Source organism: Microbacterium sp. NPDC087591, assembly GCF_044743625.1.
In the GTDB taxonomy this organism is placed as follows: Bacteria; Actinomycetota; Actinomycetes; order Actinomycetales; family Microbacteriaceae; genus Microbacterium.
Map to the genome: position 1 here is coordinate 146593 of NZ_JBIUWU010000001.1, position 13029 is coordinate 159621.

Annotated in this window: 9 protein-coding genes and 1 pseudogene; 4 read left to right on the forward strand and 6 right to left on the reverse strand. The window is 68.9% G+C overall.

What is annotated here, in order from left to right; genetic code table 11:
• Positions 1–8 precede the first annotated feature (8 nt).
• The 3 genes from ACIOVG_RS00705 to ACIOVG_RS00715 all read right to left on the reverse strand — a co-directional run bounded on the left by ACIOVG_RS00705 (position 9) and on the right by ACIOVG_RS00715 (position 3950).
• Positions 9–1070, reverse strand: a complete 1062-nt coding sequence (locus ACIOVG_RS00705) for a hemolysin family protein (RefSeq protein ID WP_400868076.1) — start codon at positions 1068–1070, stop codon at positions 9–11.
• Positions 1067–2383 carry a hemolysin family protein gene (locus ACIOVG_RS00710; protein ID WP_400868078.1) on the reverse strand — a complete coding sequence of 439 codons (1317 nt, stop codon included), beginning with the start codon at positions 2381–2383 and terminating at the stop codon, positions 1067–1069. The genes ACIOVG_RS00705 and ACIOVG_RS00710 overlap by 4 nt, the downstream gene beginning before the upstream one ends.
• 112 nt (positions 2384–2495) lie before the next feature.
• Positions 2496–3950, reverse strand: coding sequence for a GuaB1 family IMP dehydrogenase-related protein (locus ACIOVG_RS00715; protein ID WP_400868079.1), 1455 nt, complete (start codon positions 3948–3950; stop codon positions 2496–2498).
• 161 nt (positions 3951–4111) lie between these two features.
• Between ACIOVG_RS00715 and ACIOVG_RS00720 the strand changes: the two genes are divergently transcribed.
• The gene (locus ACIOVG_RS00720) at positions 4112–7780 is read left to right on the forward strand and encodes a multifunctional oxoglutarate decarboxylase/oxoglutarate dehydrogenase thiamine pyrophosphate-binding subunit/dihydrolipoyllysine-residue succinyltransferase subunit (RefSeq protein WP_400868081.1); all 3669 of its coding nucleotides are present in this window, start codon (positions 4112–4114) and stop codon (positions 7778–7780) included.
• 71 nt (positions 7781–7851) lie between these two features.
• On the opposite strand, the gene ACIOVG_RS00725 is transcribed toward ACIOVG_RS00720, so the two are convergent.
• From ACIOVG_RS00725 to ACIOVG_RS00735, 3 genes are read right to left on the reverse strand one after another with little or no spacing between them, the layout of a single operon-like run.
• Complete coding sequence (locus ACIOVG_RS00725) at positions 7852–9156, reverse strand: GNAT family N-acetyltransferase (RefSeq protein ID WP_400868083.1); 1305 nt, start codon at positions 9154–9156, stop codon at positions 7852–7854.
• Between the two features lie 40 nt (positions 9157–9196).
• Positions 9197–9442, reverse strand: coding sequence for a zf-HC2 domain-containing protein (locus ACIOVG_RS00730; protein ID WP_141872448.1), 246 nt, complete (start codon positions 9440–9442; stop codon positions 9197–9199).
• Positions 9439–10101, reverse strand: coding sequence for a sigma-70 family RNA polymerase sigma factor (locus tag ACIOVG_RS00735; RefSeq protein WP_141872449.1), 663 nt, complete (start codon positions 10099–10101; stop codon positions 9439–9441). The genes ACIOVG_RS00730 and ACIOVG_RS00735 overlap by 4 nt, the downstream gene beginning before the upstream one ends.
• Before the next feature lie 49 nt (positions 10102–10150).
• On the opposite strand from ACIOVG_RS00735, the gene aroA reads away from it, so the two are divergent.
• From aroA to bcp, 3 genes and pseudogenes are all read left to right on the forward strand, one after another.
• Positions 10151–11476 (forward strand): 3-phosphoshikimate 1-carboxyvinyltransferase, encoded by a 1326-nt coding sequence (gene aroA, locus ACIOVG_RS00740; RefSeq protein ID WP_400868086.1) that lies wholly within the window; start codon positions 10151–10153, stop codon positions 11474–11476.
• The gene (rsgA, locus tag ACIOVG_RS00745) at positions 11473–12543 is read left to right on the forward strand and encodes a ribosome small subunit-dependent GTPase A (RefSeq protein ID WP_400868088.1); all 1071 of its coding nucleotides are present in this window, start codon (positions 11473–11475) and stop codon (positions 12541–12543) included. Before aroA ends, rsgA begins: the two co-directional genes overlap by 4 nt.
• A 9-nt stretch (positions 12544–12552) precedes the next feature.
• Positions 12553–13022: pseudogene (gene bcp, locus ACIOVG_RS00750) on the forward strand (thioredoxin-dependent thiol peroxidase).
• Positions 13023–13029: the final 7 nt, after the last annotated feature.

Sequence of the window (13029 nt, forward strand, 5' to 3'; positions counted from 1 at the left end):
GAAGAAGGTCAGTGTCCGCGCACGCGACGCGTCGCGTCCTGCACCTCTCCGACGAGCTCCTCCAGGATGTCCTCGAGGAACAGCACAGCCGTCGTCTGACCCGCGGCATCGCGCACCTTCGCCAAGTGGCGTCCGGCCCGGCGCATGACCGCGAGCGCGTCCTCCAGGTCCGTGTCCTCCTGGACGGGCACCATGTGGTGGATGCGCTTGGACGGGATCGGCTCGATCATCTTGGTCTCGGCATCCGGCCCCTCAGAGGCGCGCAGGATGTCCTTCAGATGCACGTAGCCGATCGGGACCGCATCGTCGTCGACGATCACGTAGCGCGAGAACCCGTACCGCGCCACCGCCTTCTCGATATCGTCCGGCGTGGTCGACTGCGGCAGCGTCACGAGGTCGCTCAGCGGAACCGCGACGTCCCGCGCCTTCTTGTCGGTGAACTCGACCGCCGCAGCCACGGTGCCGGCCGTGTCCATCAGCACACCCTCCCGGCGGGACTGGTTGACGATGGTCGCCACCTCGTCGAGCGTGAACGTCGACGCCGCCTCGTTCTTCGGCTCCACGCGGAAGAGTCGCAACACGCCGTTCGCCGCCGCGTTGAGCGCCCAGATCACCGGCATGAACACCTTCGACACCCACACGAGCGGTGTCGCGAGGATCAGTACAGCGCGGTCGGGCACCGAGAACGCGAGGTTCTTCGGCACCATCTCGCCGAACACCACGTGCAGGAACGAGACGATCAGCAGAGCGATCACGAACGACACGGCATCCACCGCGCCGTCGGGCCAGCCGAACGCGTGCAGCGGCACGGCGAGCAGGTGGTGGATCGCGGGTTCGGAGACGTTCAGGATCAGCAGCGAGCAGATCGTGATGCCCAACTGCGAGGTCGCGAGCATCAGCGTCGCATGCTCCATCGCGTACAGGGCGGTCTTGGCCGCACGCGAGCCTTGCTCGGCGCGCGGTTCGATCTGCGAACGCCGCGCGGAGATCACCGCGAACTCGGCGCCGACGAAGAAGGCGTTGGCCACGAGCAGCACGACCAACCAGGCGAGTCCTCCCCAATCGCTCATCGGGGGGCCACCTCTCCTGGCTGATTCGGACTCGGGACGTAGCGGATACGGTCGACCCGCCTGCCGTCCATGCGGACGACCTGCAGTACGCCGCTGTCGACGGAGACCTCGTCGCCGACGGCGGGAACGCGCTCCAGGACACTCATGACGTAGCCGCCGACCGTGTCGTAGACCTCGCCCTCCGGCACATCGACCCCTGCCCGCTGGCGCAGCTCGTCCGGGCGCAGCTCGCCGGGGAACGTGACACCGTCGCGTCCGCGGATCACGCCGGCGCGCGTGCGGTCGTGCTCGTCGGCGACCTCGCCCACGAGCTCTTCCACCAGGTCCTCGAGGGTCACCAGTCCGGCCGTCCCGCCGTACTCATCGACGACGACGGCCAGCTGATAGCCGCGAGCCCGGAGTTCCGAGATGAGGGCGTCGACGTGCACCGTCTCCGGAACGCGCAGCGGCTCGGTCGACAGAGCGCCGACCGGCACCTCGGTGCGGCGCTCGCGCGGCACCGAGATGGCGGCCTTGAGATGCACGACACCGGTGATGTCATCGAGGTCGTCGTCGTACACGGGGAAGCGGCTGTGACCGGTCCGCCTGGCGAGCTGGATGACATCGTCGGCGGAGTCCCCCGCCCCGATGGCGTGCATGCTCGGGCGGGCGGTCATGACATCGGCTGCGGTGAGCCGGGCGAAGGTCAGCGTGCGGTCGAGCAGCGTGGCCGTATCGGCTTCGAGCAGCCCGGCGTTCGCCGAGCGGCGCACCAGTGAGGACAGCTCCTCGGCACTGCGTGCACCGGAGAGCTCCTCCTTCGGCTCGATGCCCATGCTCCGCAGCACGCCGTTGGCGCTCCCGTTGAGCACGACCACGGCCGGCTTGAAGATCGTGGTGAAGGCGATCTGGAACGGGATGACCAGCTTCGCGGTGGCCAGCGGCAGCGCGAGGGCGAAGTTCTTCGGGACGAGTTCACCGAGAATCATCGACAGCACGGTCGCGACCAGCATCGCCACGACCGTCGCGATGGGTGAGACCGCCGCCTCCGGGATGTTCCAGGCGATCAGCGTCGGGCGCAGCAGGTTCGACAGCGCCGGCTCCATCGTGTAACCCGTGAGCAGCGTGGTCAGCGTGATGCCGAGCTGCGCAGACGACAGGTGCGTGGAAGTGTGCTTGAGTGCGCTGATGGTGAGTGCGAGTCGGGATTCCCCGCGTGACTGCCGCGCCTCGAGTTCCGCGCGGTCGAGATTGACCAGCGCGAACTCGCTCGCGACGAAGAGGCCGGTGCCGACCGTGAGCAGGAGCCCCACGCCCAACATGATGTAGTCCATCAGTGGTTCCTCTCCGGTGAGAGAGGCGGACGGTGGGGCGAGGTACTGCAACTGGGAGGGTCGTCCATGGTGACGACGATTCTACCGAAATCCTCGGAAAGCGCGACGCGGCTCACCAGCTGACCGGCAGCGCCTTGCCCTCCTCGTATCCCGCAGCCGACTGGAGGCCGACCAGCGCGCGCTCGTGGAACTCGGGAACCGAGGAGGCCCCGGCGTAGGTGAACGAGGACCGCACGCCGGAGGTGATCATGTCGAGCAGATCCTCCACACCGGGGCGCAACGGGTCCAGGTAGATCTTCGACGACGAGATACCCTCGGCGAAGAGCTCCTTGCGCGCCCGCTCATAGGCGTCGAGACGCTCGAAGCGGGCCTGGACGGCTTTGGTCGACGCCATCCCCCACGATTCCTTGAAGATGCGCCCATCGCCGTCGCGCTGCAGCGCCCCCGGCGCCTCGATGGTGCCGGCGAACCACGAGCCGATCATGACGGATGCCGCGCCCGCGGCGAGCGCGAGGGCCACGTCGCGCGGGTAGCGCACTCCCCCGTCCGCCCAGACATGGGCACCGAGCTCCCGCGCCGCCTGCGCGGTCTCGAGGACCGCGGAGAACTGCGGCCGACCGACGGCCGTCATCATGCGCGTCGTGCACATCGCTCCGGGCCCGACTCCGACCTTGAGGATCGTCGCGCCCGCGTCCACCAAGTCGTTCACCCCGTCGGCGGTGACGATGTTGCCTGCGACGATGGGAATGTCGAGGCCGAGCTCGGCGACAGCGCGGAGGGCGCGCAGCATCCCCTCCTGGTGGCCGTGCGCGGTGTCGACCACGAGCACGTCGACCCCGGCGGCGGCGAGCGCCCTGGCCTTCGACGCGACGTCACCGTTGATCCCCACGGCCGCGGCGACGGCGAGACGGCCGTCGCGGTCGAGAGCAGGCCTGTACAGCGTCGACCGCAGAGCGCTGCGGGCGCTCAGCGTGCCGACAAGGTGCCCATGGTGGACGACCGTGACCATCTCGACCCCGGCGTCGGTGATGACGTCGAACGCGTGACGCTCGGAGCCGATGTCGTCCGCGTCGAGCGACGGCGTGCCCGTGCGCACCAGATCGCCCAGCTGCGCGTCGGGCAGTGCCGTGGCCAGCCGCGTCGCGGGCAGGATGCCGAGGATCTGGTCGACCTCGATCTCGCCTTTGCCGTGCGCGACGACGATGCCGTGGCCGGCCGTCGCCGGCAGCAGGCGGAGCGCGTCGGCGACGGGAGCGTCCGGTGGGAGCACGAGGGGCGTGTCCCACAGCACCGGTTGAGCCTTCACGTCGCGGATCGCCTGATCGAGATCCTGCAGCGGCATGTCCTGCGGCAGCACTCCGATGCCTCCGCGCCGGGCGAGCACGGCGGCCAACCGTGGTCCGGTCACGGAGTTCATGTTCGACGCCACCAGCGGCAGGGTCGCCGGCGTACCGTCCTGAGGGGCGAGATCGACCTGCAGACGACTGGTGACCGCGGATCTGCGCGGCACCAGGAACACATCTGAGTAGGTCAGATCGACGGTCGGCTGCTCACCAGAGAAGTCCATGTCTCCACGCTACTCAGATCGTGGGGATCTGGGCGCATGGGTTCGACGATTCCCAGAGGGAAACACGTTAGGCTTGTTGGTCGAGAGTGTGCGAGCCCGAGCGCATCTTTGCGCGGCGTGCCAACACAGTGAGATTCAGTGATGAAAGAGGGCGATCGAGCGTGTCGAACCAGGTGACCGGCGTCGGGGGCGACGGGGGGTTCGGAGCCAATTCCTGGCTCGTCGAAGAGCTCTACGAACAGTTCAAGGTGAACCGCGACTCCGTGGACAAGGAGTGGTGGCCGATCCTCGAGAAGTACCACTCCGACACCACCGGTGCCGCAGCTCCCGCCGAGTCCGCAGCGCATCCGGCGCACCCGGTCACCGCCCCCATCCCGGTGATCGGCTCCCAGCCTGTCGCACGCACGACCACCAAGCCGGCCGCTGCCGCTCCCATCCCCGCCCAGGCGCCGAAGCCCGCTGCGAAGGAAGCCGCCGAGTCCGCCGAGGAGGACAAGGTCACCCCGCTGCGCGGTCTCCCCAAGACCCTCGCCGCGAACATGGACGAGTCACTGACCGTTCCGACCGCGACCAGCGTGCGCACGGTCCCGGCCAAGCTGATGATCGACAACCGCATCGTCATCAACAACCACATGGCGCGCACGCGCGGTGGCAAGGTCAGCTTCACCCACCTCATCGGCTGGGCGCTCATCCGCACGCTCGACGAGTTCCGCAGCCAGAACGTGTTCTACGCCGAGATCGACGGGAAGGCATCGGTCGTCGCCCCGGCCCACGTGAACCTCGGCATCGCGATCGACCTCCCGAAGCCCGACGGCACCCGCGCGCTCATGGTGCCGAGCATCAAGCGCGCCGACACCATGACGTTCACGGAGTACCTGGTCGCCTACGAGGACCTCGTCACCCGCGCGCGCAACAACAAGCTGACCGCCGCCGACTTCCAGGGCACCACGGTGTCGCTGACGAACCCCGGCGGCATCGGCACGGTGCACTCGGTCCCCCGCCTGATGAAGGGCCAGGGCTGCATCATCGGCGCCGGCGCCCTCGAGTACCCCGCCGAGTTCCAGGGCGCGAGCGAGAAGACGCTGAACGAGCTGGCGATCGGCAAGACGATCACACTCACCAGCACCTACGACCACCGTGTGATCCAGGGCGCCGGCTCCGGCGAGTTCCTCAAGAAGGTGCACGAGCTGCTCATCGGGCAGCGCGGCTTCTACGACGACATCTTCGCCGCTCTCCGCATCCCGTACGCCCCTATCCGCTGGAACCCCGACATCGCGGTCGACCTGGCCGAGCGCGTCGACAAGCAGTCCCGCGTGCAGGAGCTCATCAACTCCTTCCGCGTGCGCGGTCACCTGATGGCCGACATCGACCCGCTCGAGTACGTCCAGCGCTCGCACCCCGACCTCGAGATCGAGAGCCACGGGCTGACGTTCTGGGACCTCGACCGCGAGTTCGTCACCGGCGGCTTCGGCGGGCGTCGCGTCGCCAAGCTGCGTGACATCCTCGGCGTGCTCCGCGACTCCTACTGCCGCACGCTCGGCATCGAGTACATGCACATCCAGGACCCGGAACAGCGCCGCTGGTTCCAGGAGAAGGTCGAGCTCAAGTACCAGAAGCCCGGCCACGACGAGCAGCTGCGCGTGCTGCGCAAGCTGAACGAGGCCGAGGCGTTCGAGACGTTCCTGCAGACGAAGTTCGTCGGCCAGAAGCGCTTCTCGCTCGAGGGCGGCGAGTCGCTGATCCCCCTCCTCGACGAGATCCTCCAGGGCGCGGCGACCGCCGGCCTCGAGGGCGCCGCGATCGGCATGGCCCACCGTGGCCGTCTGAACGTGCTCACCAACATCGCCGGCAAGACGTACGGCCAGGTGTTCCGCGAGTTCGAGGGAACCCAGACGCCGGGCAACCAGCGCGGCTCCGGCGACGTGAAGTACCACCTCGGCACCGAGGGCACGTTCGTCGCCGACGACAAGTCGGAGCTTCCGGTCTACCTCGCGGCGAACCCCTCGCACCTGGAGACGGTCGACGGCGTGCTCGAGGGCATCGTCCGCGCCAAGCAGGACCGCAAGCCGATCGGCACGTTCGCCTGGCTGCCCATCCTCGTGCACGGTGACGCCGCCTTCGCCGGCCAGGGCGTGGTGGTCGAGACGCTGCAGATGTCTCAGCTGCGCGGCTACCGCACCGGCGGCACGATCCACGTGGTCGTGAACAACCAGGTCGGTTTCACCACCACCCCGAACGACGGCCGCACCTCGGTGTATTCCACCGATGTCGCCAAGACCATCCAGGCCCCGGTCTTCCATGTGAACGGCGACGACCCCGAAGCGGTCATCCACGTCGCGCAGCTCGCGTTCGAGTACCGCGAGCGTTTCCACCGCGACGTCGTGATCGACCTCGTCTGCTACCGCCGCCGCGGGCACAACGAGGGAGACGACCCCTCGATGACGCAGCCGCTGATGACGGATCTGATCCAGGCCAAGCGCTCGGTCCGCCGTCTGTACACCGAGTCGCTCGTCGGCCGCGGTGACATCACCGAGCAGGAGTACGACGAGGCGAAGGCCGACTTCCAGAACCGCCTGGAGATCGCGTTCGCCGAGACGCACGCCGCCGAGACCGGCGCGCTGCCGGTCGCTCCCGAGGCGCTCCCCGTCGAGGACCAGGTCGGCGCCCCCGACGTGACCGGTGTGCCGAGCGAGGTCATCCGGCTCATCGGAGACGCTTTCGTGAACAAGCCCGAGGGCTTCACCGTGCACCCGAAGATCCAGCAGCTGCTCGAGAAGCGCCTCGACATGAGCCGCAACGGCAACATCGACTGGGGCTTCGGCGAACTGCTGGCGTTCGGATCGCTGCTGGTCGAGGGCACCCCGGTGCGCTTCGCCGGCCAGGATGCGCGACGGGGTACCTTCGTGCAGCGCCACGCCACCCTGCATGACCGTGCGAACGGCCAGGAGTGGCTGCCGCTGTCGAACCTGTCCGATGCACAGGGCCGCTTCTTCATCTACGACTCGCTGCTCAGCGAGTACGCGGCGCTCGGCTTCGAGTACGGATACTCCGTCGAGGCACCCGAGGCGCTCGTGCTGTGGGAGGCGCAGTTCGGCGACTTCGTCAACGGCGCCCAGTCCGTCATCGACGAGTACATCTCCGCCGCCGAGCAGAAGTGGGGCCAGCAGTCGAGCGTCACGCTGCTGCTTCCCCACGGCTACGAGGGCCAGGGACCGGATCACTCCTCGGCACGCATCGAGCGGTTCCTGCAGCTGTGCGCCCAGGAGAACATGATCGTCTCGCGTCCGTCGACGCCGGCGTCGTACTTCCACCTGCTGCGCCGCCAGGCCTATGCACGTCCGCGCAAGCCGCTGATCGTCTTCACGCCCAAGGCCATGCTGCGACTGCGCGGAGCGACGAGCCCCGTCGAGGCGTTCACACAGGGTCGCTTCGAACCGGTGCTCGACGACGACCGCGGTCTCGACCGCAGCGCCGTGAAGCGCGTGCTGGTGCATTCGGGCAAGGTGCACTGGGATCTGCGCGCCGAGCTCGAGAAGAAGCCGAACCCCGAGATCGCCCTCGTCCGGCTCGAGCAGCTGTACCCGACGCCGATCGACGAGCTCAAGGCGATCACGGACTCCTACCCGAACGCCGAGCTGGTGTGGGTGCAGGAGGAGCCGGAGAACCAGGGTGCCTGGCCGTTCCTGGCGCTGGCTTTCGCCGACGTCCCCGGCGACCGCTCGTTCCGTCCGGTTGCCCGTACGGCATCGGCATCGCCCGCCACCGGTTCCTCGAAGGTGCACGCCGCCGAGCAGGCCACTCTGCTGCGCGAGGCGCTCACCATCGACTGATGCCGTGAGAACGAGGAGAGGTCCCTGACGCGATGTCAGGGACCTCTCCTCGTTCCGGGGCGCGTGCGCGATCAGTACCAGATGTCGAGCGAGGGCGCGGGGAAGGCGATGAACGCCCTGTCGAGCTTCTCGACCGTCGCCGCGTCTGCGTCGATCAGTCCCGCTCCTCGCAGCGAGCCGGCGCGCACTCCCCCGGCGTACAGCGAAGAGAGCGCGGCGACGCCGAGGCGCGCATCGACCGCCTGACCGTCTGCACGGTCCACGGTCGCGACGCCCTGGGCGTCGACCTGCAGCCGCCACTGCCCCTCGGCGAAGCCGAGCGGGTCGTCGATGCCGAGCACGACGTCGATCGGCGCGGAGAAGCGCCGGGCGCTCAGCGCGGTGGGAACGTCGAGCACACGCAGCCACCCGTGGTCGTGCACCTCCTGCGTCACTGCGCGCGGGTCGGCGACGAGCCACGGCAGCGGGTCGTCGAGCGGGCGCAGGTCGGCTGTGACCTGATCGACCAGGTCGTGCTGCATGGCGAAGCGCCACAGGGCGGCAACCGCATCGGCCGTCTCACCCACGAGCAGTCGCACCTGGAGGGCGGAGCGGAACGTGCCGGTGATCTCGTTGAGCGTGTAGACCAGGACCCCGCGGATCTCGCCCGCCTCGTCGCGGTAGCGCACACCACGGACCTTCTCGCGGTCGGAATCACCCGCGGCCAGGCCGGCGTACCCGTCCCAGCGCCCCTTCCAGCCGGGGATGCGTCCGGCACGCGACCGGCGCGCGCGCTCGTGCACGGCGCCGAGATCGGCGGCCAGCTCCTCGCGCTCGACGTACTCGACGCTGCCGGCCGGCACATGACCTGCCCATCCGGCGCGGCGGGTGTCGACCGTGAACCGGGCAGCAGGAACGGCCGCGCCGAAGCCGTACCGCCCGTAGATGGTCGCCTCCGATACGGTGAGGCCCGCGATGGGCACACCGGCAGACACCGCAGCACGCAGCTCGCCCTCGAGAAGCGCTCGCGCGATGCCCCGACGGCGATGGGTGCCGGCGACCGTCACCACGCTGATCGCCCACATCCCGAGCTCGTCGCCACCGGGCAGGGTGAGCGGCGTCACCCAGGAGTCGACGGTCGCGACCGGCAGTGCGTCGGCGGCAGCCGCACGGTCATAGACTCCCGTGTTGCGGCGTTCAGCGAACGTCGCCCGCTCAGCGGACAACGCCTCCGCCGTGGGTTCGCCTCCGAGGAAGCCGCGAGCGACGGCACGCTGATACGCCGCAGCCTGCGCATCGTCCTGGAAGTCGACGAGGCGATAGTCGAGCCCGTTCCCGGCGAGCCGGTCGACGGAGGTCTGGTCAGCGGGGATCCCGCGCGCATCGATGAAGGCCATGACTACAGCCTAGGGTCGGAGTCCGACAGCGCGACCCGGATCAGTGCTGGCTGGCCTGGACCTCGCGCAGTCGAGCGAATACCTGGTCTCGCAGCTCCTCCGGAGCGGTCTCCTTGCACGCCCGCGCCACGACCTCGGTGAGCGTGGTGGCGACCAGCGCCTCGTCCCGGCAGGACGGGCAGTTCTCCAGGTGCTCACGGATCTCGGTGTGCTCGGTGTTGCAGACCTCGTTGCGGAGGTACTCCTCCAGATCCTGACGGGCTTTGTCGCAGCCGCAGTCGCTCATTTCCTGCTCCTCGTGTCGGCCGCGGCGATGCCCCGCTCCGCGGCGTAATCTGCCAGCAGCTCCCGCAACATGCGCCTGCCCCGATGCAGGCGGCTCATCACGGTGCCGATGGGCGTCTTCATGATGTCGGCGATCTCCTGGTAGGCGAACCCCTCGACATCAGCGAGGTACACCGCCAGCCGGAAGTCCTCCGGCACGGCCTGCAGAGCATCCTTCACCACCGACGCCGGCATGCGATCGATCGCCTCGGCCTCCGCGGAGCGGCTGTGCGACGCCGTGGTCGACTCCGCACCGCCCAGCTGCCAGTCCTCGAGCTCGTCGATCGTGCCCTGGAACGGCTCGCGCTGCTTCTTGCGATAGATGTTGATGTACGTGTTGGTCAGGATCCGGTACAGCCAGGCTTTGAGGTTCGTGCCCTGAGAGAAGGTCGACCAGGAGCCGTACGCCTTCACGAAGGTCTCCTGCACGAGGTCGGCTGCGTCGGCGGGATTGCGCGTCATACGCATCGCTGCGGCGTAGAGCTGATCCATGAAAGGGATCGCCTGCTCCTCGAACTCGCGCCGAGGGTCGCCGACGATGTCTGCGGTTGCGGTGTCATCCATCACCGGCCAGTCTAGGCCGCTGATGTCCACAGATCCGCGCTCCAACGTCGCGATCATGCTCTCTCCTTCTCGGCGTGTGCGTCGCCGTTCACTAAGGTGGAAACCGATGAGCGTCAACAGGTATTCCCCTCCCCCTGTCCAGGGCGCCTACATCGCGCCCACCGCCGACCAGGCGGTGCACGCCTCACTCACCATCCCGGGTTCGAAATCGCTGACGAACCGGGAACTGATCATCGCTGCCATCGCCGATGGACCGGGCCGGCTGGTGGCGCCGCTGCACTCCGACGACTCCCGCCGCATGATCGATGCCCTCCGCGCGATCGGCGTCGGCATCGAAGAGGTCGATGCCGGCGGCGAGTTCGGTCCCGACCTGGTCGTGACTCCCGCGAAACTCACCGGCGGGGTGACGGTCGACTGCGGTCAGGCCGGCACCGTCATGCGCTTCATCGCCCCGCTGGCCGGGCTCGCCGCGCAGGACGTGCATCTGACCGCGCACGAGACCGCCCTGCACCGCCCGATGGGTGGGCTCATCAGTGCCCTGCGCGACCTCGGCGTCGACATCGACGACGAGGGAACCTGGTCGCTGCCGTTCACGATCCGCGGTCACGGGCGCATCCGCGGGGGTCGCGTCGAGATCGACGCCTCCGCATCGAGCCAGTTCGTCTCCGGGCTCCTCCTCGCCGCGCCCCGCTTCGACGTCGGGCTCCACCTCGTCCACACCGGTGAGCATCTGCCGAGCCTGCCGCACATCGACATGACGATCGAGTCGCTGAGCCGACGCGGCATCCGCATCGAACGTCCCGCAGTGGGCGAATGGCTCGTCGAGGCCGGCGTGCCCCGGGCCAAGGAGATCGCGATCGAGCCCGATCTCTCCAACGCCGCCCCGTTCCTCGCGGCAGCACTCGTCACGGGCGGATCCGTGTCGATCACCGGCTGGCCCGCGCACTCGACGCAACCCGGTGCGCTGCTCCCCGAGATCCTCCAGGCGATGGGCGCCCACACGAGTCGACACGGCGGCGCGCTCACGGTGCGCGCAAGCAGCGGCATCCGAGGACTCGACCTCGATCTGTCGGCAGCGAGCGAGCTGACCCCGACGATCGTCGGGCTCGCCGCCTTCGCGGAGTCGCCCACCACGATCCGCGGCATCGGCCATATCCGTCTCCACGAGACCGATCGCATCGCCGCCCTCATCGGCAACATCCGCGCCCTCGGCGGCGAGGCGGAGGAGCTCTCCGATGGCCTGCGCATCATCCCCCGGCCGCTGCACGGCGGCGGATGGGCGGCGCACCACGATCACCGCATGGCGACCACCGGTGCCCTGATCGGTCTGCGCGTCCCCGGCGTCGAGATCGACGACATCGGCACCACGGCGAAGACGCTCCCCGAGTTCACCCTGCTCTGGGAACGGATGCTGCGAGGCGCTGGCGCGTGAGCTGGCTAGACGGCCCCGACGACCTCGACGACGACTTCGAGGACTACGACGAGAGCGCGATCCGCACTCGACCGAATCCCAAGGCCAACCGCCCGCGGACCAAGCGCCGCCCCGCTCACGACGACGCGGTGGTCGGGCGCGTTCTCGGTGTGGACCGCGGGCGCTACACCGTCCTGCTGGACGAGGGGACGGAAGACGAGCACCTCGTCTCGGCGACCAGGGCCAGGGAGCTCCGGCGCATGCCGATCGTGACGGGAGACCAGGCGCGCGTGGTCGGCGACACCTCGGGCGCTGAGGGCACGCTCAGCCGCATCGTCGGCATCGTGGAGCGCACCTCCCTCCTCCGCCGCAGCGCCGACGACACCGACCAGGTGGAACGCGTGATCGTCGCGAACGCCGACCAGATGCTGATCGTCGTCGCCGCCGCCGATCCGGAGCCCCGCGCTCGCCTGGTCGACCGCTACCTCGTGGCAGCGCTCGACGCCGGCATCCGGCCGCTGCTCGTGGTGACCAAGACCGATCTCGCCGATCCGACGGCGTTCCTCTCGCACTTCGACGGGCTGGACCTGCGCGTCTTCACCAGCGCCCGCGACGAGATGCCGACCGAGGAGATCGGTGCGGCCCTGGTCGGCCACTCGACCGTCTTCGTCGGCCACTCCGGCGTCGGCAAGTCGACCCTGGTGAACGAGCTCGTCCCCAGCGCGAAGAGAGCGACCGGCCATGTGAATCAGGTGACCGGCCGCGGACGCCACACCTCGTCGTCGACGGTCTCGCTCCGCTACGAAGGCGCAGAGGGCTCCGGGTGGGTCATCGACACCCCCGGCGTGCGATCGTTCGGGCTCGGACATGTGGACCCGGCCAACATCCTGGCGGCCTTCACGGAACTCGCCCTCATCGCCGAGAACTGTCCCCGCGGCTGCACGCATCTCGCCGACGCCCCGGACTGCGCCCTGATCGAGGCCGAGGAACGCGGAGAGCTCAGCGAGGCCGAGAGCGCTCGGCTGGACTCGCTCCAGCGGCTCCTGCAGACCTTCGCCGACAAGGCCGAGCAGACACCGGGACGATAGGCTGGACGGGTGACTGAGCGCCTGGAAACCGGATCCCCCGCCCCCGACTTCGCCCTCCTGGACCAGGACGGTGCCACCGTGCGCCTGTCCGACCTCCACGGCCAGAAGACGGTCCCTTCTACCCCGCGGCCATGACGCCGGGGTGCACCACGCAGGCCTGCGACTTCCGCGACAGCATCTCGTCGCTGCAGGGTGCGGGCTACCGGGTCATCGGCGTCTCTCGCGACGAGCCGACGAAGCTCGCCGAGTTCCGTGAGCGCGACGGTCTCACCTTCACGCTGCTCAGCGACCCCGACCACGCCGTGCACGACGCCTATGGCGCGTGGGGCGAGAAGATGAACTACGGCAAGGTCGTCGAGGGCGTCCTCCGCTCCACGTTCGTGCTCGATGAGAACGGCGTCATCACACTCGCTCAGTACAACGTCAAGGCGACCGGACACGTCGCACGGCTCCGCAAGCTCCTCGGCATCGACGCCTGACGAGCGA

Excerpts from the sequence above, each read along its gene's own strand:
- aroA (WP_400868086.1), top strand. The coding sequence starts at position 10,151 with ATGAGCGTCAACAGGTATTCCCCTCCCCCTGTCCAGGGCGCCTACATC.
- ACIOVG_RS00710 (WP_400868078.1), bottom strand. The coding sequence starts at position 2,383 with ATGGACTACATCATGTTGGGCGTGGGGCTCCTGCTCACGGTCGGCACC.
- ACIOVG_RS00725 (WP_400868083.1), bottom strand. The coding sequence starts at position 9,156 with ATGGCCTTCATCGATGCGCGCGGGATCCCCGCTGACCAGACCTCCGTC.
- ACIOVG_RS00715 (WP_400868079.1), bottom strand. The coding sequence starts at position 3,950 with ATGGACTTCTCTGGTGAGCAGCCGACCGTCGATCTGACCTACTCAGAT.
- ACIOVG_RS00735 (WP_141872449.1), bottom strand. The coding sequence starts at position 10,101 with ATGATCGCGACGTTGGAGCGCGGATCTGTGGACATCAGCGGCCTAGAC.
- ACIOVG_RS00705 (WP_400868076.1), bottom strand. The coding sequence starts at position 1,070 with ATGAGCGATTGGGGAGGACTCGCCTGGTTGGTCGTGCTGCTCGTGGCC.
- ACIOVG_RS00730 (WP_141872448.1), bottom strand. The coding sequence starts at position 9,442 with ATGAGCGACTGCGGCTGCGACAAAGCCCGTCAGGATCTGGAGGAGTAC.